The organism is Streptomyces sp. LHD-70 (assembly GCF_031157275.1).
Lineage (GTDB): Bacteria > Actinomycetota > Actinomycetes > Streptomycetales > Streptomycetaceae > Streptomyces.
On the sequence record NZ_JAVIFW010000023.1, the window covers coordinates 1 to 23,115 of the forward strand.

The window sequence follows — 23,115 nt, forward strand, 5'->3', positions numbered from 1 at the left end:
GTATGTCGGGGTTTGGATCCCATCTCGGTGACACAGGTCAATGCTAGGCGCTAGCCTGACGAGGTGAAACTGGTGGTGCAGGTCAAACTTGAGCCAACACCCAGGCAAGCGGCGGCACTTGAGGCGACGCTGGCCGCCTGCAACGAAGCAGCCTGCTGGGCCAGCCAGGTGGCCTTCGAGCAGGACACCAAGCGCACCTACGACCTGCGCAAGCTCACGTACACCCGGATTCGCGCCCGCTGGAACCTGGGCGCGCAGGCCGCCCAGCACGTCATCAAGAAGACCTGCGACGCGTACGCGACCCTCAAGGCCAACCTGAAGGCCGGGAACCTGGGCCGACCGGGTTCGAAGCGTCATGCGAAAGCGACCGGGAAGCCGATCACCTTCCGCCCCGACTCCGGGCAGCCCTTCGACGACCGGATGCTGTCCTGGCAGATGGACCAGCAGTGCGTGTCGATATGGACCGTCCACGGACGGGTCAAGAATGTGGGATTCACGGGCGGGGTGGGGCAGTTGGCCACCCTGGCGGAGTACCGCAAGGGCGAGTCCGACCTGCTGCACCGCGACGGCATGTGGCTGCTCCAGGCCACCTGCGAGATCCCAGAACAACCGGTGAACACCGACGTGGACGACTTCCTCGGCATCGACCTGGGCATCGTCAACATCGCCACCACCTCCGACGGACAGATCATGGCCGGACGCGAGATCAACCGAGTCCGGGAACGCGAACGCACCCTGCGCACCAAGCTCCAGAAGAAGAACACCCCCTCCGCCAAACGCCGGCTGAAGAAGCGCAGGAAGAAGGAACAGCGGCGGGCGCGGGACATCAATCACAAGATCGCCAAGCATGTGGTGGCCGAGGCAGAACGCACCGGACGCGGCATCGCCCTGGAGGACCTGGGCGGGATCCGCGAACGGGTACGGCTTCGCAAGCCCGTGGGGGTACCTCCCTGCTCGAACGAAGTTGAGAGCTTGGGGGAGGGCCACCCTGCACTCCTGGGCGTTTGCCCAGTTGGACAGCTTCATCTCCTATAAGGCCCGCCGCGCAGACGTGCCGGTGGTGCACGTCGATCCGGCGTACACCTCCCGCACCTGCAACGAGTGCGGGCACACCGACAAGGCGAACCGGGTCACACAGGCCCGCTTCGTGTGCCGGTCCTGCGGATTCGTTGATCACGCAGACCGATGGGGGCACCTCCCGCTCGAGCGAAGCCGAGAGTGGGGGAGGCTCCCGCAACATCCGCGCCCGTGCGTGTGAGATGTGGCGGCGACGCGGGGCCCCGTCAACGGCCCCTGCCCCACACCCGAGAACCGGGCGCGGGACTGGACGCAAGCGCACCGCCACAGCCAGTGGCGCCCGCTGTGCAAGCCCTCGCCTTAGCGAGGGGTAGTTGACCCGTTCGCCTCTGTCTCGTTCTCCTCCGCTGCTCGGCGCAACTTCATGGCTTCCTCGTACACATGCTCCCCGCGTGCGGAGGCGTAGTCGATCTGCATCAGCACCCCCGGGACGGCGATGGAGGGCAGCAGATACCGGTAGTAGTCGGACGCGCGCTCGGTCATGTCCCGATGGTCCGTCATGATCTTGGAGAGGACCTGGACTCCGGTGAACCCTCCGACGATCAGCTTCGCCATGGCCGCCGCGTCCAAGGTCGGCAGGACTTCCCCGGCGTTCTTCGCCTTCTCCAGGGTGCCCTGGGTGTAGTCCATCCAGGACTGCATAGGCACCCGTCGGTCCAAGGAGTCCATCGGCGACCCTTGGTCCACGGTGAGCCGGATGCTGCCTCGCACCAGCGGATCGCTCTTGAGCATGTGCCCGAGCAGCAGGCCCTCGTCCACCCACTCCTGCAGTTTGAGGGGCTGCGCCGGCACGGCGGGCACGGCCTCGAACTGGCTGGCCAGGACGGCTTGGGCGAGCGCCTGTTTGGAGGGGAAGTGGAAGTAGAGGGCCCCCTTGGTCACACCGGATCTCTTCAGGATCTCGGAAATGGTCGCCGCCTCGTAACCGACCTCGTCGAACACGCTGGCCGCCGCGACGAGCACCGACCGCCTGGTGCGCGTGGCTCGTTCTTGCCTCATATCGCCCAACCTCCGTACCCCGCCTGCCTCAGGAACCGCAACGGAGTGCCGCGCGTCCGGCCCGCGGGCACTCAGCCCTACCGGTGGGGAAAACAAAATAAAACCAAGCGGACGGTTTCCTCAAGTGATGCCGCCCTCGCTGGTGCCGCACTCTTCGTGCAGGTGAGGCCCTACTCACTTGCTATGGGCGACGTTCGAGGCCCCGCCAGGGCTACAGGGACCGATCCACTGAAGCCGCTTCCCCCAACGGCCCGTCGGATCAGGCCGCGAACCCCACGTTCGTCACGTACTCGTACTGCCCCCACTGCGAGCCCAGGTCGACGATCTGGTCGACCCAGGCGTCGTCGAGGGCGCCCGCATCGCCCGTGCTCCAGGCCTCCACGATCCGGTCCCAGCGGCGGATGTTGAGGCTGCGGTACTCCAGGACGCGCTGGCGCGGCCCCGGCACCTGGGACTGGTTGAGCGGGTGGAGCTCGACGCGGGTGCCGCCGCGGGAGTTGAGGCGGCGCAGCAGGTGCTGGGCGACGTTGTGGCGGCGGACCGTGCGGTACGCGTCCTCGATGCGTTGCAGGTTGCGGACGGTGGGGCGCTGTCTGCTGTCGAGCCAGGCCTTCAGGGTGCGGTCGGTGACTGTCAGACCGGCGGTACGGGCGGCGGCGCGGGCGTGGTCGGTGCGGGTCAGGTAGTGCAGCCGGGCGAGCAGGCCACGGCGGGACTCCACCGGCGAGACGATGAACCCCGCGAGGTCGTCGAGGCGACGGAAGACGGCCTCGCTGCCGCGGATGCCGCGCGCGCCGTACTTGCCGAACTCAAGGGTGTACTCAGGCATCCGGAAGCTCCTCGTTCAGCCCTGGCCCGTCCTCGGACCCCACCGTGTACACGTCCTTGACCTTCACTTCCAGGACCCCGCGCCCCTCCTCGAAGACCCGCCGCCAGTCGCCGGTGACGTGGAGCTCGTCGGTGCCCATGACCCGTACGACGGACAGGCCCTGTTCGTGCGCGCGCAGGGCCTTCATCCAGAGGTTGGCGAAGGCCTGGGAGCGGATGAGGTGCATCCAGTCGGGGCGGTACAGCTCCCGGTTGTAGTTGGACTCCCCCATCGTGGAGACGAACTTGGAGTACATGGCCTTCACGTACTCGACGGTCGTCTCGTCGTCCTCATCGATCGCCTTCTCGCGGGCGTCGCGCAGGGCGGCGCGGAACTTCTCCAGGAGGTTCTCGGTCGCGCCGGACGTGAACGACTCGTGGATCTCGGGGGGTTCACACAGTCCGTACTTGGGCCCGGACAGGCGAAGGAGCAGCCGCAGCGTCGGCTCGGTGACCCAGAGCGGGCCGGGCTCGTCGCGGTTGCCCAGCGGGTTCGGCAGGTACGGGTCGTGGTGCCAGTCGGGCGGCGTGATGAGGTGGACGCCCGCGCGGCGCCGGTCGTGGCCGAAGCCGCTGGAGTGCTCGAGCTGGCCGATCGGCAGGTGTGTCTTGAGGGCCGACAGGTAGGCGCCGTTGATGTCGAGCGCGGTCACCTCGTGCGCACCGGGAGGGAGTTCGGTCCTGGTCCACTTGGGGCGGGCCTCCCAGATGCTGTCGCTGCCCCGGGAGCTCTGCTTGCGCAGGATGTCCGGCACCCAGGGGTGCGCGATCACGTCGTACCGCCCGCCGGTCCGGCAGGCGTCGAGCAGCGCCATGGCGTCGGGGATGGCGCGCCGGACGAGCTGCGCGGTCGCCTCCTCGACGTCCCCCTCGTGCTCGGCGAGCGCCTGCTCCACGGCCCGCCCGATCAACTCGGCCTCGGGGGCGGCCTGTGCGGAGGCGGGATTCCGTACGGGGGTGGGTCTGCGGGCGGGTGCCTGAGCCTGAGGCCGAGGTTCAGGCTCAGGTCGTACGGGGGCGGGTTGCCGCACAGCCTCAGCCGCCCGCGCACACTCCTGCGGGTCGAGGTGCTGCGGGAACCCCTCGACCTCGTCCGTCGCCGGTCCCCCGCACAGCACGCACGGCCGGGTCTGCGCGGCCTGTGCCTCCTGGAGTTTCGTACGGGCGGCGTCCAGGAAGTACGCGTACTTGCCGCGCACCTCCCCCGACGGGTCGCGCCCGCTCTCCCAGCCGCCGACCGTGGACGGGCCGACGCCGAGGGCCGTGGCGACCTGGGCGCGGGACAGGCCGAGGCTCTCGCGCAGGGCGCGGCGCTGCTCGGCGGGCGGCAGTGGTTCCTTCTCGACGGCGGAGGCGAGCAGCGCGTCGACGGCCTCGTATCCCTGCGTGTTGCCGCTCATGCCGGGACCCCCTGTCCGCGGCCGCGCGGGTCGGTGCGCGGGAGGCGGGCGCAGGCGCGCTCGGGTCCGGCGAGGAGGTCGAGTACGCCGATGCCGAAGTGGGCGGCGAGCCGGTCGCAGTCGTCGAGGGTCCAGGCGGCGCGGCCGGTCTGGCGGCGGGACACCTGGGTCTGGTCGACGCCGAGGGCGAGCGCGAGGTCGGACTGGGTCTGGCCGGTGGCCCGCATCAGCGCGGTGACGCTGGCGCGGAGGCGGGCGGAGGTGTGCGTGCTGTCCATGACCTTTGCATCGTACCGCTCGCGGATGCGCATTCCGCATAGCGGCCCGGGGTGGGGCTCGGTGTTTACCGCGGTAAATCCGGAGGTGTTTTACCGCGGTAAATCGCTGCCCCTGCACGGCAATTGGGACATTTAGTCCGTAACTGCCCGTCGTGGAGGGGTTACAGCGGAAGCGTTATCCCCAGCTCCTGCATCGCCGAGGAGGGCGGGCCGCCCTCGGAGCGCTCCGTCTTGTAGCCCTTGACGCCGGGCGCGAGCGTGCGCGGGTCGACGGCCTCGGCGGGCGCGCCCGTCGCGTACAGGCCGCTGGGCTCGGTGTCCCGGTCGTGCGGAAGCAGCCAGAACACGCGGCGCCGGAACGTGCCGGACGAGCGGGAAGCCTTGGCGCCGGGGCCGAGCAGCGCGTACCCGACCATGCGGCCGTCGCGGTGGTAGGCCGGTTTGCCCTTGCGGGTGGGCAGGCGGTCGAGGCTTTGCCGTACGTAGTCCAGCGCCGTGGCGTCTTCGAGCCAGACGATCTCCGTCTCCTCACGGATCTCGTCCTCGGTGATGAGGGCGCTCATGCTGTCCTACCTTCTCGTGCCAGGTCCGGAGCCTCGTGCGGGATGCCACGGGCCGGATACCCATCGGGCCGCCCGGACATGACTCGCGGGCACGCCGCCGGACACGGCGTCTGGCGCATCTGGCTTGATCCCATCATCAGGCATCCTCCCCATCGGCAAGGATTCCGATACCTGGGTAGTACTTGCGCTGATTGGACAGGATCATCTGCTTGGGCGACTCGAGCCCGATCGTCTCGCGTACGCGAGCTGCGAAGGAGCGGGACGTCATGGCCGGCGCCCCCTCATTCTGGCACCAGCTCTTGTACGCGGCATACAGCCGTGCCTGTTCAGCCCGCTGGTCGGGGTCGAGCGAGCAGGCCTCGCTGAGAAAACGGCCGGTATGGTCTTCCGTCTCCGCGTACGCGGTGGTCGCGATGCGTACGCGCTCGGGGCCGGTGAGGTCCTTGTCGCCGCCGAGGTAGCGACGAGCGCCCTCGATCAGCCAGTTGAGGATGCCGGGGCCTTCCTCGGTGACCAGGATGTCGGCGAGGTTGTCGATCTTGCGGTCGTCGGGGACGGTTCGCTCGAACGGGATGAGCCGCATACGGCGCCAGAACGCGAAGCCGCCGGTGCCCACTTCGGGGCGGTGGTTGCCGAGCAGCCAGAGCTTGTGGGTGGGTTCGAAGCTGAAGAAGTCCTGCCGCATCCGGCGGGCCTTGATCCGGTCGCCGCCGGTGAGCAGCTTCACGCGCGCCTCGTCGAACCGGTCCCCCGGCTTGACCTCGCTGCACACGATGACGCGTCGGCCGTGGAGTTCGGCGAGGTCCGTGGGGTGGCCCTCGTACGGGCGGGCCATCAGGAAGCCGGGCGGCGCGGCGTCCGCGTAGTCCCCGAGGAGTTTCATCAGGACGTCGAGGAGCACGGACTTGCCGTTCTTGCCGACGCCGAAGAGGAACGGCATGACCTGGCCGCCGACGTCCCCGGTGACGGAGTAGCCGAGCAGCAGGTGCAGGAAGCCGATCATCTCGGTGCCTTCGGCGTTGCCGCCGAAGGTGTCCTGGAGGAAGCGGTTCCAGCGCGGGGTGGCCATCTGGCGGGGCCCGATGGTCGTGGACCGCGAGTGGAAGTCCTTGTTGGGGTCGGGGCTGCGCAGCAGTCCGGTGCGCAGGTCGACGATGCCGGCGGGGGTGCACAGGACGTACGGATCGGCGTCCAGGCGGGAGGCGTTGAGGACCATGCCGGGCGCGGACTTGGCCTGCAGCAGCATGGCGTTCATGCCGGAGGTGCTCAGGGCGCGCCTGCGGTGCTTCTGCAGATCCGAGGAGGTGTGCAGGCCCCGTGGGTCGCTGGCGGCGATCGACTCGGCGAGGTCCCCCGCCGCCCACATGACGGTGTCGTCGTCGTCGATCTGCCAGCGGGTGCTGTCCCAGCGGTACCAGCCGAGTCCCGGCACGTGCCGGTAGTCGGTCGCGTACAGCTTCACGAACAGCTTGGCGTTGCCGCGGTCGGTGAGGGTGTCGGGGACCAGCCCGCCGGCCGTGGTCAGGGAACCGGCGGGGCTGTCCGGTGTCGGGCTCTCACCTGCCTGGGACGGGACGGGGCTCCCGGTGGAGCGGGCGAGGATCTGGGCGGCGACGGCCTCCGCGTCGAAGTCGAAAAGGGCGTTGTTCTGATCCTGGTGCGGGGACGGCGTCACGAGCTGCTCCCGGGTTCCAGGGGACGACGCAGCCCGGCGCTCATGCCACTGCGGATGATCTGTTCGGCCCGGCGGGTCTGTCCGGGCCTGGCCTGCTCGGCGGCCTGCAGCAGGACCTGTTCGGCCTCGTCCTGCTCGAGGTGGCCTGCGGCGACGAGTCCTCCCAGGGTGTACGCGGCGCGGTTGAGCTTCTCGGAGAACGCGGCGCCCTCGGGCGTCTTGGCGCACTCGGTGACTTCGGTGAGGACCGTGAGCAGCGTCCTGGTGGTCTTGCCGGTGCGCCCGCCCGCCGCGAGGACGGCCTGCCTGGCCCGCGGCGGCACGGGCCGGGGAGCGGGAACGGCCGGGAGATGCCCGGTGCGTTCGAGCTCCTGGGCGAGCCAGGCGGGCAGCGGGGCGGGTTCTCGTACGGGCCCTACGGGCGTGTAGCTGCCGTCGGGTGTCGTGGTGCCGGGTGTGACGATGTACCCCCCGTGGGCGCGGATGTCGACCTGCCAGGCGAGGGCCCGGCGGGTGCTGGTGCCGGTGGAGCACTGCCAGGCGCGGCCGTCGACAGCCCGGTACCAGACGTGCATCCCGCCCGACGGGGTGCGCACCCGCAGCGTGCTCTCGTCCTCGGAGGGGCTGACGACGCCGCGCAGCGCGGCGAGCACGGCCAGGGTGTGGTAGCCGTTCGCCAGGCCCATCAGGTCTACCTCGTCCGGGATGTGAATGCCCGGCAGGAGACGGTCCCGGCTCGGCACGGGCTGTTGATGCGCGTCGACATCGATGACGACGAGGCCCGCGGGACCACAGGAGACACCAACGCCCATCGCGGGGGCACTCCCCCACCAGGCCTCGATGCGGGAGCTGTCGAGCGTCGCCGAGTGGAAGCCGTGACACCAACGCCCTTCGGCACGGCACCCGCAGTCCCGGTGGGTGTGCCCGGGCCTGCGGCAGGACTCGCAGTTGGCGGCAGGCACCTTGCGTCCGGCGGCCAGTGGGAAGACGGGCCAGCCCCGGGTCGCGCACCACCGGGCCGTGGCCAGGGGTGCAGCGACCGAACGCGCAGAGCTGGACTGCCGTGAGTCGCTGCGTGAAAACCGCAGCTCAGCAGGCATTTAGTTCCCCTATCAGCGACCGAAGCGACTCAACGACGGACATAGATTAGCGAAGTTCGGGCGTCTGGTGGGGCTGCTGTGGACAAAGCCCGAACAGCGTGTCGATCAACCCAGCCTCTCAGCTACCCAACAGCGACTGAAGGTGGGGCGCAGCGACTGAAGGCCTTTCAGTCGCTGTCTTCGGTCGCTAGAAAAACCGCAGGTCACAGCCTTGCAACCAGAAAAACAGCGACTGAAGCGACTCAGCGACTGTATATATGAGCTCTACGCGCAGGCGCGCACACCCACGTTGCTCTTCATATATAGGGACCTTGAGTCGCTTCAGTCGCTGTTTCCTGGAGCTCAACGCCTCTGACCTGCGGTTTTGCCCGAGCGACTGAGAGCAACCGAAGAGTCGCTCGGTCGCTGGTCTTCAGTCGCTGCGGGTTTCAGTCGCTGCTGGGGCACCTGGGGCAGCGACCGAAGAGCGACTGAAGAACGGCCGAGAACAGCTACCGAAGCGACTGAAGCGACCCGAGCGACCGAAGCGACCAACTCGCGGGCAACCTTTTGGCCTTGTCGTGCGTCGTGCGTCAACCGCGAAAGTGGGTCGCTTCGGTCGCTTCAGTCGCTGCCCCACTCCCCCACTCCCCCGCCTGACTGGTGAGGCCGTACGACACAGAAGCGCTGTGCGGCGTTCTGAGGGGCTGACGGGGCATCCGTGGCCTTTTCCTCCAGCGGGCCACTGCCAGGACGCTGAGGGCGGGCTCAGTCCGTTCAACAGGCTTACGGGGTGCGGAAGATGGGGCGGACGTGCCCGGACATGCCTGGACATCCGCCGACGGGAAAGCGTGTGGCCCGGCCTCCGGGACGGAGACCGGGCCACTGGTGGCGATGCTCAGCGGGACTCAGGAGTCCTGGAGGTGTTCCCGCATCAGCTTGTGCAGCGACTGAAGGTCCTCGGGCGTCATCCAGTGCTTGATGGTCCGGAACACCGTCTCCGGGTTCCGCCACGGGATGGCCCCCACCGTCGCGATGTCGGGCAGCGGTTCAGGCCGCTGGGCCGCAGCACGCCGGGCCGGTACGGACAGGTCGTACTCCCCCGACGCGACCTCCTCCCCCACCTCGGGGACGGACGGAGCCGGCGCGCCGGTCACCGGACCGGTAACCGGGGCGGGTACCTGGTCCGGCTGCCGAACCGCTTCCCGGACAGGCTGTTGCACGGGCTCCGACACCGGCTCCCGTACGACCTCGGGGGCGGGCGCAGGCGCGGGCTGCTGCACCGGCTCCGCCGCTGGCTCGTCCTTCGTACGCCGGGGGCGCGGGGCGGCGAGCACGGCGGCGCGGCGGTCGAGTTCGTCCTGCCAGGCCCCGGCCTGCTCCTCCTGCGGGAGCGAGGCGATGTCCCGACCGATCCGGATGGACAACTCCCCCGAACTCACCAGCTGCTGGAGCTCCTGGGTGAGCCGCAGCAGCTTGCGCTGGTTGCTCACCCACGGGCCGGACTTGCCGTAGTGCTTGGCGACCTTGTCGGCGCCGCCGAGCTCGACCACCATCGTCTCGATACCGAGGGCCCGCTCGATCGGGTCCAGGTCCTCACGGTCGTTGTTCTCCGAGAGCACCGCGTCCAGGAACTCGGCGCGGGAGTTGGCGACCTCCTCGTGGTGCACCACGTCGAGGGTCGGCCGGCCGACCAGGGCCGAGGCCCGGAAGCGCCGCTCGCCGTTGGCGATGACGTACGGGATGTCCCCGATCCGCTCGGCCTCCTCAGGCCACAGCTTCAGATAGCCGGCGCGCGAGACCACCACGGCGGGCTGCAGCTGCTTCTGCTGGAGCTTCAGGCCGAACTCCCGCAGCTGCTCCTCCGTACCGAAGTTGCGGCGCGGGTTGAAGCGCGTCGGGATCAGCTTCTCCAGCGGGAGGGAGAGCAGCAGCAGATCGCTGCGGCCGGGAACGTCGTCGACCTTGGCCCCGGCGAGGGAAGCGAGACTGGTCCTTCGACCCATCAGGAGCGACCTCCGTAACCGAGTTCAAGCGCCAGGCGGAAGAAGTCCTCGCGCGCTTCCATCGCGACGCGGTTCTTCGGGTACTGCGTGACGACCTTGCCCTCCACCGAGGCCCGCGTGTGGACCTTGTAGCGGCGGATGACGGCCTCGGCACGCGGCCAGCCCTGCGCGTCGATGTACGCCTTGGTGTCCTCGAGGTCGGCCGTACCGTCGCGCGGGTCCCAGTTGTTCACGGTGACCTTGAAGGGCAGGCCCGTGGGCTCGATGACCTTCTGGATGGTGCGGGCGGTCGGGTCGAAGGCGAGGCCTTCCGGCGGCATGGGGATGATCACGTCATGCGCGTACTTGAGCGCCTCGAGGAGCAGGTTCTCGTCCTGGAGGCTGCCCGGGGTGTCGATGAAGACGTGCTGCAGCCCCTTGTCCTGGCCCTTGAGCGTGTCCGAGACGATCGCGCCGAGGTTGAGGGTCGTGGTGGTCTTGCCGACGCCGCCCTTCTGGTTGGCGACGACGTGGACCTGGGCGCCGGCGTCCTTGAGGACGGCGAGGTTCTCCGGAGTCTCGTGCTCCTGGGAGAAGTCGAAGGGCAGATCGTTGATCCGGTTCGCCCACCAGACCGTGGAGGCCTGGGGGTCGATGGACACGACGTAGACAGAAGCTGGCATGTGATGCTCCGTTTGCTTCCCGTGGGTTCCGGTACTTCGGGCGGGAGCATCATCGCAGACGCGGTCCGGTTCACCACACGGATCCCGGGGCGTTTTGTCCCAGTGAGGGCGGGAGTGCGGGGTGCTTGTACGGGGGTCGGGCGATTTACCGCGGTAAAACACGGCGGGGTACGGGCTTCTGACGGGGCGCTGCCCGTACCCCGCGAGCTGACGTGGAACCAACTCCTCCGCTTTACCGCGGTAAAACGCCCGCGGGCTTGCGAGGTCTTTACCGCGGTAAAACGTCCGACGGAGCGTCCGACGGCCCGTCACGTTCTGAGCCCCCGAGCATCCGAGCCCCGAGGCACCGACCGGAGCTAGCGGCTCCGCTTTACCGCGGTAAAACACGGGCTGCGTCGGGCGAGGTGCTACCGCCGGGGAGCGTCGATTTACCGCGGTAAACCGACGGCGATGACTGGCCTCCCGACGATCCGCCCTTCAAGAGCCGTTCGCGCCCCGGCCCAGGACCGCTGGAGGCGAAGTGACCGCACCCCGGCCGCGCTCTACCGTCCTGCTGCGGGAGCACAGCCACGGCCGGGACTCCTCGTCTCCCCGCAGGAACGTCCCGGTGCCGCGTCGCCGCCCGGGCACGTGGCACCGAGACCCGTCCCGTCCGTGCTGTCCCCGCATCCGCACGTTCCTGTCCGGCCCGTACGCGGTGAGCCAAGAGGGAGAAGGACTCCGGATGAACGCCGACCGCCCCTCGTCCGAGCCCCGGTGCCAGCCGCTCACCGTCGTCGTCGGAGCACCGGGCACCGAAGCCGCCCCGCTGGTCCTGGAGTTGTACGGCGCCATCGACGGACCCCGGGTCGACACCGCCGTACGGCAGGTACTCGGAAGGAGCCCGGACGGCACTGCCTGGCGGTACGGGCTGCGGAGGAACGGGCCCGCGCACCACACGCTCACCCTGGAGCCCCCGGTGCCGAACACCGCGTACCCGAGGACCTTCCCGTCGGTCTGCTCACCGACCTGCTCACCGCCGGTTCCACGCATGGGGAGGGAGGAACCGCAGGCCGGGACAGTCGTGACCAGGCGCCCCACGGACCCGTCCGGCACACACTGCGGGCCACCCCGCTCCAGTGCGAGCTGCTCGCCGATGCCGAGGCCCGTCCCAGAGCGGGCCTCGGCATCGGCCAGCTGAGCTGGGAGTGGCACCGGCCGCTGGACCTGGAGCGCTCCGCGGCCGCCTGGCGCTCCGTACACGACCGGGAGAGCGTGCTGAGGGCGGCCTTCGACGGGGCGTGCGACGCCGGGGAACTGCGGATCGTCGTGCACGAGTGGGTCACGCCCGTGGTGCTGCTGCGGGCGGGGGACTGGCCCGCGCTCGTCGCCCTCGACCGCCAACGCGGCCTCGACGTACGCCGCCCCGGGCCGGTGCGGATCACCGTGGGGGAGGGAGGGCACCAGGAATCGCCGGGGGAGCGGCCGCACCGGATGCTGCTCACCTACCACCACGCCCTGCTCGACGACCTGAGTGCCCGGCTCGTCCTGCGGGAGTTCTTCCGCGCCTACCTCGCCGGCGGGCGGCTCCCCGGCGGCGAGCGGCGGCCCGACATCGGCGACTACAGCGACTGGCTCACGGCCCAATACCTCACGCCCGCCCGGGAGTTCTGGTCCCGCGCGACTCCCCCGGACGGTGCGTCCGACCTTCCCGTACCGCCCCCGCCGCGTGCCCCGGGCGTGCCCCGGCAGGGTGCGGCGAGGCGCGCCCGGCACCGGCTGCCCCCTCAGGAGGCCGAGGCGCTCCGCTCCTGGTCGGCCCGTTGGGGTTCCACCGAGTTCGGCGCGCTGCAGGCCGCCTGGGCGTTGTTGCTGCACCGGGCCTCGGGGGCGGAAGCCGCCGCACCCGTCGCGTTCAGCGTGTCCGTGTCCGGCCGTGGCGTAGCCCTCGACAGCGTGGACCGGCTGCCCGGCCCGCTGCGGAACGCGCTGCCCGTGTCCGTCGTCGTCGACCCGGACACCCCTGGCCCCCACCTCCTCGCCGCCTTGCGGGACCGGGCCCTGGACATGGCGGCCTACGAGTGGGTCTCGGCGGGGCAGATCGCCGGGTGGGGGAGTGGAGCCGGTCCTACGCGGACCCTGCTGATGTTCAAGGGCGGCCCTCGCCCGTCCGTCGTGCCCGTCGCCGAACTGGCCGCGCAGGGGATCCGGGTGCCGGAACCCACGTCCCACGACGCCGACGCCGCGTTCCTGCTCACGCTGACCGCGCACCACGACACGGCCGGAGGGCTCGTGCTGACGCTGACGCACGATCCGGCTCTGCTCCGGGACGCGGATGGGCTGCTCGCGGATGTGGCGCTGCTGCTGCGTCGGCTTCCCCGGCATGATGCCCGGCCCGTACGGGAGCTCTCCCTGAAGGACCGGGCTGTTCCCGGGGCCGACACCCCGGTCCTGCGCATGCTGCGCCCCGGGTCGGGAACGGCCTCCGCCGTGCTGTGCCTCGTGCCCGCTCCAGGCCGAGGGCAGGCGGGCCGCTACGAGCAACTCGCCCTGGCGTACCCGGGACCGGAGCCGGTGGTGCTGCTGAACGGCAGGCAGCACACCGCGGAGAAACGGCTCGCCGCCCTCGCACCGCTGCTCGGCAGGGGGGAGCGGCTCGTGCTCGGCGGCTTCTCCGGCAGCGGCACGGAGGCGTACGCCCTTGCCAGGCTCGTCGCGCGCGACGGCCATGGGCCGTGCCTCGTGGTGCTGGCCACGGACGCGACGGGCAACGCCGACTTCGCGCGGAGCCTGGAGGCCGCCGCCCGCGGAGACAAGGCCGGATAGGGCCGGACAGGGCTGCTGTTTCGGTCGTCCCCGAAGTAGCTGTTCAGCGAGGCTCGGCAGACCGTTTCCTTGGCGCAGACAGCACGTCCGCCGCAACAAGGGGGAACGAAATGATCAGCAAGATCCGGATGGGTGTGGTCGGCGCCGCGGCTCTCGGTACCGCCGCGTTCGTGATTCCGGCGGGTGGCGCGCAGGCGCTGTCCGCCGCGCCGCAGACGAAGACGGTCTCGGTCCAGGCACAGGACGCCGGTACGCGCGCTGCCGCCGCCACCTGCTGGACCCGGGTCATCAGGGTCAACGGAGGGAACCTCAAGTACCGCGAGTGCGACAGCGGCAACTACCGCAAGGTGACCGGTGTCCTCAACGACACCAAGACCAACGGCCGTTGCGTCTGGGCCAAGATCCGCTTCGTGCCGACCGGCGGGACGAAGACGTACAAGGACTGCGGCGGTGCCACGACCAAGTTCAGCACCGGCTGGAAGCGCGCGGCCGACGCCCGCGTCACCCTCAGCTGAGCCCGCCCGACACCTGCAGGTGTGCCCCGCCCGGCCTGACCGCCCGGGCGGGGCACACCCGTGTGCGGCCGCGGGACTTTACCGCGGTAAAGCGGAAGAGAAGATTCCAATTCACCCTGGCTGCAAGGGCGCGGGGGAGTGGCCTGCTTCCACCTCCCGGCCAACTGCCCGCTTCCCACGGCCCGTTGAGCCCGCGCCCGTTTGGCACGTACGAGAAACGCCCTCCGGCTGGTGCGTTGCCGGAGGGCGTTGTCTGTTCTGGAGCGTTCCCGGGTCACCGGCGCGTGCCGGGCTTCGGGAGCGGGCGGGGGCGGGGGACGGATCGGGGCTTCGGCTGCGGGAGGTGCCGCGGGCGGCCGCCACGGTGGGCGGGGGAGAGGCCGGTGCCGGCGAGCTGGTCGAGACGTACGCGCAAGAGTGCTCCTTCTGAGCGGTAGCGGTAGCGGTCGCTCCGCAGCGAGTCATCCACTGCGGGTGAAGTGCTTTGAAAGTAGCGGTGCACTTGCAGTGGTGTCAAGGGAGTTGAAGGGACTGAAGGCAGTTGATGGACCGTCGGCGTACTACTCCTCGCCCTGCGGTGCCCGCCTGATCCCCGCCACCGTCGGCACCGGGTCGTGGGTGAGGAAGTCCAGGACGAGCGCGTTCACCAGGTGCGGCTTCTCCTGCGTCAGGAAGTGCGAAGTCCCGGGTACGACGGCGAGTTCGGCGCCCGGGATCGCGTCGTACATCTCGACCACGTGCCGCATCGTCACCAGGTCGTCGTCCGAGAACATCACCAGCGTGCGAGCCGAGACCGCGGCCAGGTCGGAGGCCTTGAGGTCCGGCTCCTTGGCGGCCATCTCGCCGATCTTCGTGGCGACGACCCGGAAGTGGTCGATGCCGTCCGGCGACACCTCGCCGTACGTCGGGCCGAGGAAATCGAAGATCGCGTCCACGTCCCACTCGGTGTCCGGGGCGGCCTCGCCGCTCTTGTTGAAGCCGCCGCTGATCAGCACGAGCCGTTGGACCAGCTCGGGCCGCTGCATGGCGACCAGCATCGCGACGAACGCCCCGTCGCTGTGTCCCACCAGGTCGGCCGGTTCGGCCACGACCTGCTCCAGGAACGCGATCGTGTCGTCGGCCATCAGCTGGTACGTGATCGGGCCCGGAACATCGGGTGTGTGCCCGTGCCCCCGGCGCTCAGGGGTGTAGACGTGGAACTTCTCGGCCAGTGCGTCGAGGTTCGGCGCGAAGAACCGGGCGTCGACCAGGCCGCCGTGCAGCAGCACCAGGGGGGTGCCCGCGCCGTGCTCGTCGTACCAGGTGTTCACGTCTCCGAGCTGGGCGTATGCGGCCATCGGTCTGTCTCCATCCGTATCCGAACTCAGCCGTGCTCGGCTGAACTGCAGTCACGGATAGAGACTTGTCGTACGGGAGAAACTCATCGCAGCCCTGGTCCCGGGCCGGGCACCGGGGCCGATCCACCCCGTCCCACCCCGTCCCACCCCGTCCCTCTGACCCGGCCGCGCGCCCGGCCCTCTGCCCTCAACTCCCAAGCAAATCAAGCCAGTTGTGCCCGCAGGCGTGGCCCGAGGAGCTCTGGATTCCCTACGCTCGTGCGCAGCGCGGTGCCGGGGTGCGTTCCCCCGTCGTACCCCGGCACCGCGCCCCAGCAAGCGAGCAAGCGGGCGAGCAAGTAAGTAAGCCAGCAGGCGAGCGAGCCGGGCGCGGGGCCGGGACAGCCGTCGACGCGGGGCGGCCGGACCCCCGTCCCAGCCGCCCCGCCCCTACGGGTTCTTCAGGCGCCGCCGACCCCACCGGTCGCGGCGCCGCCGTACAGACCGCTCGCGTGCGCGATGCCCTCGAGGGCCGCGGCATCCTCGTCGATGTCCGCGAGCAAGGCGTCCAGGGAGGCGGCCAACTGCCGTGACCACAACGGGTCCTGGAGCGCCGTCGGCCCGACCATGGTCCAGGTCCGCAGCATCTCGTTGCGCACCAACGGTGTGAAATGCGCCCGATCCATGTCGCCGACCGGCAGCCGCGCCCCGTACCCGCCCTGCCGGGCCACGCTTCGCAACACCCGCAGGAGCAGGGCGAATTGAGGCTGGGGCAGGGTCTCGCGGAGTTCCTCGACGTGGCGCAGCACCCGCAGCCGGGCCGCGTCGGCGGCCGGACTCACGCCGCTCCGGCGCAGGTCGCGACCGCTGCTCCCGCGGGCAGCGGAGCGGCAGCGGCACACGGCGACGCGGCCCCGGCCCGGGACGGCGGATTCCGGTACTGGGCTGTGGCGTCTACGAGCGACACGTGGTACTCCGTCCCGTCGGAAAGCCGGTGTGCGGACAGCGGGTGCGTGAACAGCCGGTGTGCGAATGCTGCTTCGAACAGCTGCGACGGACAGTGAGAGCATGTGTGCCGCTCCACGGGGTACGACGGAGTGGCCGCCCACCGTGCATCCATCTCAGCTGTGGTGGTGCTGGAAAACTATGGTTTCGGCGGTGAAATAGTCAACTGGCGTTGATCGCGCCGGTGGGGGAGCGGACCAGAACGGGGAGACCCAGCACCATGTCAGTGAGCGACCAGAACCCGGGGGAGTCAGGCGAATCGACCCTCGCCGCACGGCTCAACCATCTCTTCGAGGTGATCCACCCCGCCGGCCGCAGCCGGCCCTACAGCAACGACGAAGTCGCCACGCTCCTGCAGGAGCAGGGCGGCCCCACGGTCTCAGGGACCTATCTGTGGCAGCTGCGCACCGGCCGCCGCGACAACCCGACGAAACGTCATCTGGAGGCGCTCGCCGACTTCTTCGGCGTACCGGTGGCGTACTTCTTCGACGACGACGTGGCCCGCCGCGTCGGCTCCGACCTGGAGACGCTGCAGCGGCTGCGCGAGGCGGGCGTGCAGAACGTGGCGCTGCGGGCGGTCGGGCTGTCGCCGAAGTCGATGGACGCGGTGCTCGCGATGATCGACCGCGTCCGCGAGCTGGAGGGCCTGCCCCCCGGACCGGGACCGGCCCGATGACCGCGCCGATTCCCGTACGGACCCGCCTGACCGCGCCGATTCCCGTACGGACCTGCCCGATGACCGCGCCGATTCCCGTACGCACAGGCCCGGTTCGGCCCCGCCGCGGAGGTGGCCCATGAGGCCGCGTGCCCGCAGGGGCGAGCCCTCCCCGGACGAGATCCGGCGCAGCTGCCGGGACTTCGTGCTCGGCCTCTCCCTGCCCGCCGTCGCCGGGGTCCGCGACCTCGTGCCGTACGTCGAGCGGCGCACCGGACGCGCCCTGCGCCTGGAGCCCGCCGAGGTCGCCGCCTCCGAGTCGGTGCCCTGCGGCATGTGGCTCGCCACCCGCGACACCCACTACGTGTTCTACGACCCCCGTACCAGCCGCTCCCACCAGGACCACATCATCGCCCACGAGTTCGGACACATACTCAAAGAGCACCGCGGCGGCCCCGCCCTGCGCGACAAGGACGCCGCCGCGCTGATCACCCACATCGACCCGGCCGTCGTGCGCGCCGTGCTCGGCCGCACCGACTACGCCGAGCACGACGAACGCGAGGCCGAGCTGATCGGCTCGTACCTCCAGGCCCACACCAGCCCGTACGCGGCGGCCGCGCCCGCCGAGGAGGACGCCGCCCGCGTCGCCCGCACCCTGCTGCGGCCCCGAGGCGCGGGCACCGGCCGAGAGGGGCGCACCCGGTGAAGGACCTGCTCCATCCGCTCGGCCTGGTCCTCGCGAGCACCGGCTTCCTGCTCCTCCTGCGCGATCTGCGCCGGGACCGCCGCGACCGGGCCCTGGTCGCCCTGAGCGTCGCCTACCTGGCCTCCGCGCTCAGTTACGCGATCTCGCTGACCCCGGTGTGGGTGCGCGTCGACGCGTTCTTCGGGGTCACCAACATCGCCGTGCCGCTCGCGCAGTCCTGTGTGATCGGCGTGCTCGTCGCCCAGGCCGTCGTCCTCGTCCACTGGGCCGTGCCCGACGGACAGAAGACCCGTAGCCGCACCCGGCTGCTCGTCCTCGCGGGCGTCGCCGTCGTCGCCACCCTCGGCGTGCTGTTCACGCTGCTCACCCCGGCCGAGCAGCGGCCCGCCGACTTCACGCTGTACTACGTCCACGACCCGTACTACCAGGCGTACTTGACGCTCTACATCACCACGTACACCGTCGCCGAGATCTACCTCGCCGTCGGCTGCGCCCGCCAGGCCCGACGTGCCACGTCCCCGTGGATCGCCCGCGGCCTGCGCACCATCAGCGTCGGCGCGGTGATCACCCTCGGCTACTCGGCGATCCGCATCTCCTCGGTCCTCGGCGCCGTCTTCGGTTTCGACGTACGGGAGCTGGAGCCGTACGCGTGGATCTGCGGGGACATCGGGGCGGCGGTGACCCAGGTCGGCTACTTCCTGCCGACGGTCGCCGCACGGGCCGGTGAGGCCCGCGTATGGGTGCGCGAACACCTCGCGTACCGGCGCCTCGGCCCGCTGTGGGCCGCACTGCACCGCGCCGTCCCGTCGATCGCGCTGCTCGAACCGCCCCGCCAGCTCGGCGAGGTGCTGCGCCTGCGCGGCGTCGGCTTCCACGTCTACCGGCGCACCGTCGAGATCCGCGACGCCCAGATCGAGCTGCGCCCCTACCTCGACCCCGGTGCCCGCGAGCAGGCCGAACTGAGGCGCACCGCCCAGGGGCTGGCCGACCCGGACCTCGCCGCCGCCGTCACCGCCGACCAGCTGCACGACGCGCTCGTACGGCAGGCCCGCGGCGCCCGCGTCGAGGAGCCCGCCGGGTGGGCCGACGCCCGCCTGCCCAGCCGTACCGCCGACGAGGAGACCCGGCTGCTGCTGCGCGTCGCGGCCCACTTCAGCCCACCGCCCGCCACCAAGGAGGCGACCACCAAGGAGGCGACCACCAAGGACGCCACCAAAGAAGTCCCCGGGAACCCCGACGAGAACCCCGCCAAGGACCCGACCGGAGCCAGCAGTTGATCCGCCGCTCCTTCCTCGCCCTGACCACCGGTCTCACCACGACCCTGGCCGCCGCGTCCCTGACCGCGCCGGCCACCGCGACCGCCGCCCCCCACCGCCAGAAGGTCACCCATCCCGTGCGCACCCCCCTGCACCTCGCCCCCGCCCGCGAACAACTCGACGCGCTGCGGCGGCAGAAGATCTCCAGCCGTGAACTCCTCGACCTCGTCCTCGCCCACCACGAGCGCACGAACGAGAGCGTCAACGCCGTCGTCACCCTCGACGCCGAGCGCGCCCGCGCGGCTGCCGGCGCCGCCGACGCCCACCTCGCCCGCACCGGCGAACCCCTGGGCCCGCTGCACGGCCTGACGATGACCGTCAAGGACGCCTTCGAGACCGAAGGGCTCCGTACGACCTGCGGCAGCGACGCGTTCGCCGAGCACGTCCCGGAGCGCGACGCGGACGCCGTGGCCCGGCTCAGGGCGGCCGGGGCGATCGTCCTCGGCAAGACCAACACCCCCGCGGGCTGCCAGGACATCCAGACCTCCAACGCGCTCTTCGGCACCACCCGCAACCCGTACGACCCAGGCCGCACCGCGGGCGGCTCCTCCGGCGGTCCCGCGGCGGCCGTCGCGACGGGGCTCACCGCCCTGGAGCTCGGCAGCGACCTGGCGGGCTCGCTGCGGCTGCCCGCGCACTACTGCGGCGTGCACGCCCTGCGCCCCAGCCACGGCATCGTCGCCACCCGCGGCCACATCCCGCGCCCGCCCGGCTGGTTGACGAGCGGCGACATGCTCACCCCCGGCCCGCTCGCCCGCACCGCCGACGACCTGGCGCTGCTCCTCGACGTCCTCGCGGGCCCCGCGCCGACCGACGCGCCCGCCTGGCGCCTGGAGCTGCCCGCGCCCCGCAGCCGGACGCTCAGCGGCCTGCGCACCGGCGTGTGGGCGGACGACCCGTACTGCAGGGTGGACACCGAGACCCGCGAACTCCTCGCCCGCGTCGCCGAGTTGCTCGACGCCGAGGGCGCCCGCACGGACCCCACGACCCGCCCGGTGGACCTGGCCGACTCGGACCGGCTGTTCCAGACCCTGATGTACGCGACGGGCACGGCGAGCGCGTCCGACGAGGCGTTCCAGGGCGAGATCGACGCGGCCGCGAAGCTCACCGACGACGACCACGGCCCCGGCGCGTTCTTCCTGCGCTCACGCACCCAGCGGCACCGCGACTGGCTGCGCGCGAACGAGGAGCGCGAGCAGCTCACCCGCCGCTGGGCCCGGTACTTCGAGGACCACGACGTGCTCATCACCCCGTCCGCGCCGACGGCCGCCGTGCCCGACCTGACCTCGGTGCCGGTCCCGCGGCGCCGCATCACCGTCGACGGCACCGAGCGCCCGTACTTCGACCAGACGGCCTGGGCCAACCTCACCAGCCACGTACGGCTGCCCGCGGCCACGGTCCCGGTCGGGCGGACCGCGTCGGGGCTCCCGCTCTCCGTCCAGGTCGTCGGTCCCTACCTGGCCGACCGCACCGTCCTCGCCGTCGCAGAACAGCTGTCCCACCTCCTGCCGGGGCCGACGGCGCCCGCACTGGACGTCTGAGAAGCGGCTTTCCGCGAGAGGGGACCGAGGGGCCGGGAGACCCTTCGGTCCCTTCGCTTTCAGTCCCTGGAAGAAGCCGCAGGTCAGAGCGTTTTCACCCGGTCCTGGGCAGGGTTTCAAGGGACCGAAGTGACTCAACTTCCCAATTATGAGCGTAACTACGTGATGTACATGTACGCGCGTACGCGCACGCACATATGTAAAGACATATATCTAGTACAGCTCATAACTGGGGATCCAGAGTCCCTCCAGTCCCTGATTTGCCCTCCGCGCCGCTCTGACCTGCGACGATACCGAGGGTCCCAAGGCAGGGTCCGAACGGTTCAGCCCCTGGCCCTTGGTCCCTCGCGGACCGCCTCCGCAGCGCCCCCGGCCCGGCAGTGACCCAAGGGACTCAACTCCAGTTACCTGCGTGCGAGGGTCCGAGCCCGGCCGGCGGGCAGCGGCGTGCGCGGGAGTCCGGTCCCTTGAGCCCTCACGAACCAGGACAGAACAGGGCGTACGGGTGTTTCTTGCGGGTGACCGACGAGCAGGCGGCGGCCGACTGAGCGCGCAGCCCCCGCCCGCCCTGTCCGCAGGCTCATCCCACGCCGACCCCCACGACCGGCACACGCGCTCCCGCCACCCCCACCACCCGCAAGGACGCCCATGACCAGCGCGCCCGGATTCGACGCCGCCGCCGTCGCGCAGCAGATGCTCGCCCTCGCGCAACAGGCCGCCCTGCGCGGCGGTCCCGCCCAGGCCGTCCCCGTACAGCAGGTGCAGCCCGAACCGGCCGGGCCCCGCGCCGCCCCGACCACCGCACCGAACACGGCCGTCCTGCCCCCGACCCTCAGCGACCGCGGCAACGCCAAGCTCTTCGCGCATATCTACAACGACCGCTTCCGGCATGTGGAGGGACTCGGCTGGCACGAGTGGAACGGGCACCGCTGGAAGCGCAGCGGCGGGGACAAGGCCGCGCTGTGGGCGGCGGGGGAGATGGCCGAGGACATGCCCGAGCAGGACCCCGACGGCCGCCACAGCGAGCGCGAACTGCGCGTCCACCGCCGCCGCACGCTCTCCACCACCGGCATGAAGGCCTTGCTCGCCCAGGCCAAGGCCGCCCCGTCCCTGGCCCTCGACCCGGACGCGCTCGACGGCGACCCGTACGCGCTGTGCACCCCCACCGGCGTCGTCGACCTGCGCACCGGCGCCCTGCGCAAGCCCGACCCGACCCGCGACTTCCACTCCAAGGCCACCACCGTCGCCCCGGAGAACACCCCGACGCCCCGCTGGCACCGCTTTCTCGCGGACACCTTCGGCGACGACGACGAGGGCCGCGAGATGATCGACTTCCTGCATCTGATGCTGGGTTACTCGATCACCGGCGACGTCGGCGCGCAGGTCCTGCCCTTCCTCCACGGTGAGGGCAAGAACGGCAAGTCGGTGCTGCTCGACACGATGATCCAGCTCCTGGGGGACTACGCGGACGCGGCGCCGCCCGGCTTCCTCATGGACCGCGGCTCGTTCTCCGAGCACTCCACCGAACTCACCGAGCTGCACGGCCGCCGCATCCTGATCTGCAGCGAACTCAAGCCCAACGACCGCTTCGACGAGGCCCGCGTCAAACTCCTCACCGGCGGCGACAAGATCAAGGCGCGCCGGATGCGGCAGGACTACTTCTCCTTCACGCCCACCCACCACCTCTGGCTCCTGGGCAACCACCGCCCCGAGGTCTCCACCGGCGGCTACGCCTTCTGGCGCCGCATCCGCCTGATCCCCTTCGAGCGCGTCGTCCCGGACGCCCGCAAGATCGACAACCTGGCCTTCGAACTCGTACGGGACGAGGGCCCCGGCATCCTGCAGTGGCTCATCACGGGCGCAGGCCGCTACCTGCGCTCCCGCGACGCCCTCGACGGCCCCCAGCGCGTCCGCCTCGCCACCCGCGCGTACGCGGCCACCGAGGACCACATCGGCCGCTTCCTCACCGAGTGCTGCTGCCGCGATCCCGACGCCGAATCCGAACTCCGGGCCGAGCAGGGCGCGTTGTACGCGTCGTACGTCTCCTGGTGCGCGGCCGGTGAGGGCATCAGGCCCGCCACCGCCCGCGCCTTCGCCGGCCGCGTCCGCCAGGAGACCGGCCTCGCCTCACCCGCCGAGATGCTGAAATCCAACGGCCGCAAGTACTACCCGCGCATCGGACTGCTCCCCGAGCCGGGCTCCGCCACGCCACCCGCGTACGAGACAGAAGGGCCGCTTCGATGAGCTCGCTGCTGACGGAGGAAGAGCTCTGTCACGAGAACAACGTGGTCTGGCTGGAGGACCCCGACCGGCTCGACTACGTGCGCCAGTCCCGCGACAAGACCACCCGCCGCCGCGGCAAGCCCGCCTACGCCCGCGAGGGCCGCATCGTCGGCTACGCGGAACTCACCGCCGACGCCGAGCAGGCCGACTCCGGCTACTACCAGCGCCGCGTCTTCTACCTGCTGCCCCACGACCGCGACTACGCCCCCGACGGCGTGTACCGCGAGGGCGCCCCCGGCGAGGCCGTCGACCCGCGCACCATCAGCCCCGGCAAGGTCGGCGAGAAGACCCCGCGCTCCCAGTACGGGACGGCCGGCCTGGCGCCCTCGTGAGCGGGCCGTAGGCTGCCGGGGACGTCGACGGGGGA

19 protein-coding genes and 1 pseudogene are annotated in these 23,115 nt (G+C 70.8%); 9 read left to right on the forward strand and 11 right to left on the reverse strand.

The features are described from left to right. Window positions 1-63: 63 nt before the first annotated feature. A pseudogene (locus RCO28_RS32640) lies at window positions 64-1,391 on the forward strand (RNA-guided endonuclease InsQ/TnpB family protein). Here RCO28_RS32640 and RCO28_RS32645 read toward each other — a convergent pair. From RCO28_RS32645 to RCO28_RS32685, 9 genes are all read right to left on the reverse strand, one after another. Then, complete coding sequence (locus tag RCO28_RS32645; protein ID WP_308944942.1) at window positions 1,378-2,076, reverse strand: ScbR family autoregulator-binding transcription factor; 699 nt, start codon at window positions 2,074-2,076, stop codon at window positions 1,378-1,380. The pseudogene RCO28_RS32640 and the gene RCO28_RS32645 sit on opposite strands and share 14 nt — an antisense overlap. 259 nt (window positions 2,077-2,335) lie before the next feature. Next, window positions 2,336-2,905, reverse strand: a complete 570-nt coding sequence (locus RCO28_RS32650; RefSeq protein WP_308944943.1) for a transcriptional regulator — start codon at window positions 2,903-2,905, stop codon at window positions 2,336-2,338. After that, on the reverse strand, window positions 2,898-4,343 hold the full coding sequence (locus tag RCO28_RS32655) for a helix-turn-helix transcriptional regulator (RefSeq protein ID WP_308944944.1): 1,446 nt from the start codon (window positions 4,341-4,343) through the stop codon (window positions 2,898-2,900). Before RCO28_RS32655 ends, RCO28_RS32650 begins: the two co-directional genes overlap by 8 nt. Beyond that, window positions 4,340-4,621, reverse strand: coding sequence for a helix-turn-helix transcriptional regulator (locus RCO28_RS32660; RefSeq protein WP_308944945.1), 282 nt, complete (start codon window positions 4,619-4,621; stop codon window positions 4,340-4,342). Before RCO28_RS32660 ends, RCO28_RS32655 begins: the two co-directional genes overlap by 4 nt. A 161-nt stretch (window positions 4,622-4,782) precedes the next feature. Beyond that, window positions 4,783-5,184 carry a DUF6009 family protein gene (locus RCO28_RS32665; RefSeq protein ID WP_282539544.1) on the reverse strand — a complete coding sequence of 134 codons (402 nt, stop codon included), beginning with the start codon at window positions 5,182-5,184 and terminating at the stop codon, window positions 4,783-4,785. Between the two features lie 136 nt (window positions 5,185-5,320). Further along, complete coding sequence (locus RCO28_RS32670) at window positions 5,321-6,859, reverse strand: phage/plasmid primase, P4 family (RefSeq protein WP_308944946.1); 1,539 nt, start codon at window positions 6,857-6,859, stop codon at window positions 5,321-5,323. Beyond that, entirely contained in the window at window positions 6,856-7,959 is a 1,104-nt protein-coding gene (locus RCO28_RS32675; RefSeq protein ID WP_308944948.1) for a bifunctional DNA primase/polymerase, read from the reverse strand. The genes RCO28_RS32670 and RCO28_RS32675 overlap by 4 nt, the downstream gene beginning before the upstream one ends. Before the next feature lie 887 nt (window positions 7,960-8,846). After that, complete coding sequence (locus tag RCO28_RS32680) at window positions 8,847-9,944, reverse strand: ParB/RepB/Spo0J family partition protein (protein ID WP_308944949.1); 1,098 nt, start codon at window positions 9,942-9,944, stop codon at window positions 8,847-8,849. Continuing rightward, on the reverse strand, window positions 9,944-10,606 hold the full coding sequence (locus RCO28_RS32685) for a ParA family protein (RefSeq protein ID WP_308944950.1): 663 nt from the start codon (window positions 10,604-10,606) through the stop codon (window positions 9,944-9,946). Before RCO28_RS32685 ends, RCO28_RS32680 begins: the two co-directional genes overlap by 1 nt. Before the next feature lie 1,254 nt (window positions 10,607-11,860). Here RCO28_RS32685 and RCO28_RS32690 point away from each other — a divergent pair. Then, window positions 11,861-13,411, forward strand: a complete 1,551-nt coding sequence (locus RCO28_RS32690; protein WP_308944951.1) for a condensation domain-containing protein — start codon at window positions 11,861-11,863, stop codon at window positions 13,409-13,411. A 110-nt stretch (window positions 13,412-13,521) separates the two neighbouring features. Beyond that, window positions 13,522-13,926, forward strand: a complete 405-nt coding sequence (locus RCO28_RS32695) for a hypothetical protein (RefSeq protein ID WP_308944952.1) — start codon at window positions 13,522-13,524, stop codon at window positions 13,924-13,926. 560 nt (window positions 13,927-14,486) lie between these two features. On the opposite strand, the gene RCO28_RS32700 is transcribed toward RCO28_RS32695, so the two are convergent. Together RCO28_RS32700 and RCO28_RS32705 are read right to left on the reverse strand one after the other, a co-directional pair. Further along, entirely contained in the window at window positions 14,487-15,263 is a 777-nt protein-coding gene (locus RCO28_RS32700; RefSeq protein ID WP_308944953.1) for an alpha/beta hydrolase, read from the reverse strand. A 440-nt stretch (window positions 15,264-15,703) separates the two neighbouring features. Continuing rightward, window positions 15,704-16,084: a hypothetical protein gene (locus tag RCO28_RS32705; protein ID WP_308944954.1), complete on the reverse strand. Its 381-nt coding sequence runs from the start codon at window positions 16,082-16,084 to the stop codon at window positions 15,704-15,706. Between the two features lie 383 nt (window positions 16,085-16,467). Here RCO28_RS32705 and RCO28_RS32710 point away from each other — a divergent pair, with 383 nt between their 5' ends. From RCO28_RS32710 to RCO28_RS32735, 6 genes are all read left to right on the forward strand, one after another. After that, window positions 16,468-16,923 (forward strand): helix-turn-helix domain-containing protein, encoded by a 456-nt coding sequence (locus RCO28_RS32710; protein ID WP_308944955.1) that lies wholly within the window; start codon window positions 16,468-16,470, stop codon window positions 16,921-16,923. A 118-nt stretch (window positions 16,924-17,041) separates the two neighbouring features. Then, window positions 17,042-17,608 carry a hypothetical protein gene (locus RCO28_RS32715; protein WP_308944956.1) on the forward strand — a complete coding sequence of 189 codons (567 nt, stop codon included), beginning with the start codon at window positions 17,042-17,044 and terminating at the stop codon, window positions 17,606-17,608. Next, window positions 17,605-18,885: an MAB_1171c family putative transporter gene (locus RCO28_RS32720; RefSeq protein ID WP_308944957.1), complete on the forward strand. Its 1,281-nt coding sequence runs from the start codon at window positions 17,605-17,607 to the stop codon at window positions 18,883-18,885. The genes RCO28_RS32715 and RCO28_RS32720 overlap by 4 nt, the downstream gene beginning before the upstream one ends. Then, a complete protein-coding gene (locus RCO28_RS32725) occupies window positions 18,882-20,465 on the forward strand; it encodes an amidase (protein WP_308944958.1) in 1,584 nt (527 codons plus the stop codon). The genes RCO28_RS32720 and RCO28_RS32725 overlap by 4 nt, the downstream gene beginning before the upstream one ends. A gap of 648 nt (window positions 20,466-21,113) precedes the next feature. After that, window positions 21,114-22,709 (forward strand): phage/plasmid primase, P4 family, encoded by a 1,596-nt coding sequence (locus tag RCO28_RS32730; RefSeq protein ID WP_308944959.1) that lies wholly within the window; start codon window positions 21,114-21,116, stop codon window positions 22,707-22,709. Further along, window positions 22,706-23,080 (forward strand): DUF6009 family protein, encoded by a 375-nt coding sequence (locus RCO28_RS32735; RefSeq protein ID WP_308944960.1) that lies wholly within the window; start codon window positions 22,706-22,708, stop codon window positions 23,078-23,080. Before RCO28_RS32730 ends, RCO28_RS32735 begins: the two co-directional genes overlap by 4 nt. Window positions 23,081-23,115 lie beyond the last annotated feature (35 nt).

What these genes read in the sequence shown, in the direction of transcription:
- RCO28_RS32645 (WP_308944942.1), bottom strand. Translation starts at nt 2,076, where the DNA reads ATGAGGCAAGAACGAGCCACGCGCACCAGGCGGTCGGTGCTCGTCGCG.
- RCO28_RS32650 (WP_308944943.1), bottom strand. Translation starts at nt 2,905, where the DNA reads ATGCCTGAGTACACCCTTGAGTTCGGCAAGTACGGCGCGCGCGGCATC.
- RCO28_RS32655 (WP_308944944.1), bottom strand. Translation starts at nt 4,343, where the DNA reads ATGAGCGGCAACACGCAGGGATACGAGGCCGTCGACGCGCTGCTCGCC.
- RCO28_RS32660 (WP_308944945.1), bottom strand. Translation starts at nt 4,621, where the DNA reads ATGGACAGCACGCACACCTCCGCCCGCCTCCGCGCCAGCGTCACCGCG.
- RCO28_RS32665 (WP_282539544.1), bottom strand. Translation starts at nt 5,184, where the DNA reads ATGAGCGCCCTCATCACCGAGGACGAGATCCGTGAGGAGACGGAGATC.
- RCO28_RS32675 (WP_308944948.1), bottom strand. Translation starts at nt 7,959, where the DNA reads ATGCCTGCTGAGCTGCGGTTTTCACGCAGCGACTCACGGCAGTCCAGC.
- RCO28_RS32680 (WP_308944949.1), bottom strand. Translation starts at nt 9,944, where the DNA reads ATGGGTCGAAGGACCAGTCTCGCTTCCCTCGCCGGGGCCAAGGTCGAC.
- RCO28_RS32685 (WP_308944950.1), bottom strand. Translation starts at nt 10,606, where the DNA reads ATGCCAGCTTCTGTCTACGTCGTGTCCATCGACCCCCAGGCCTCCACG.
- RCO28_RS32695 (WP_308944952.1), top strand. Translation starts at nt 13,522, where the DNA reads ATGATCAGCAAGATCCGGATGGGTGTGGTCGGCGCCGCGGCTCTCGGT.
- RCO28_RS32700 (WP_308944953.1), bottom strand. Translation starts at nt 15,263, where the DNA reads ATGGCCGCATACGCCCAGCTCGGAGACGTGAACACCTGGTACGACGAG.
- RCO28_RS32710 (WP_308944955.1), top strand. Translation starts at nt 16,468, where the DNA reads ATGTCAGTGAGCGACCAGAACCCGGGGGAGTCAGGCGAATCGACCCTC.
- RCO28_RS32715 (WP_308944956.1), top strand. Translation starts at nt 17,042, where the DNA reads ATGAGGCCGCGTGCCCGCAGGGGCGAGCCCTCCCCGGACGAGATCCGG.
- RCO28_RS32730 (WP_308944959.1), top strand. Translation starts at nt 21,114, where the DNA reads ATGACCAGCGCGCCCGGATTCGACGCCGCCGCCGTCGCGCAGCAGATG.
- RCO28_RS32735 (WP_308944960.1), top strand. Translation starts at nt 22,706, where the DNA reads ATGAGCTCGCTGCTGACGGAGGAAGAGCTCTGTCACGAGAACAACGTG.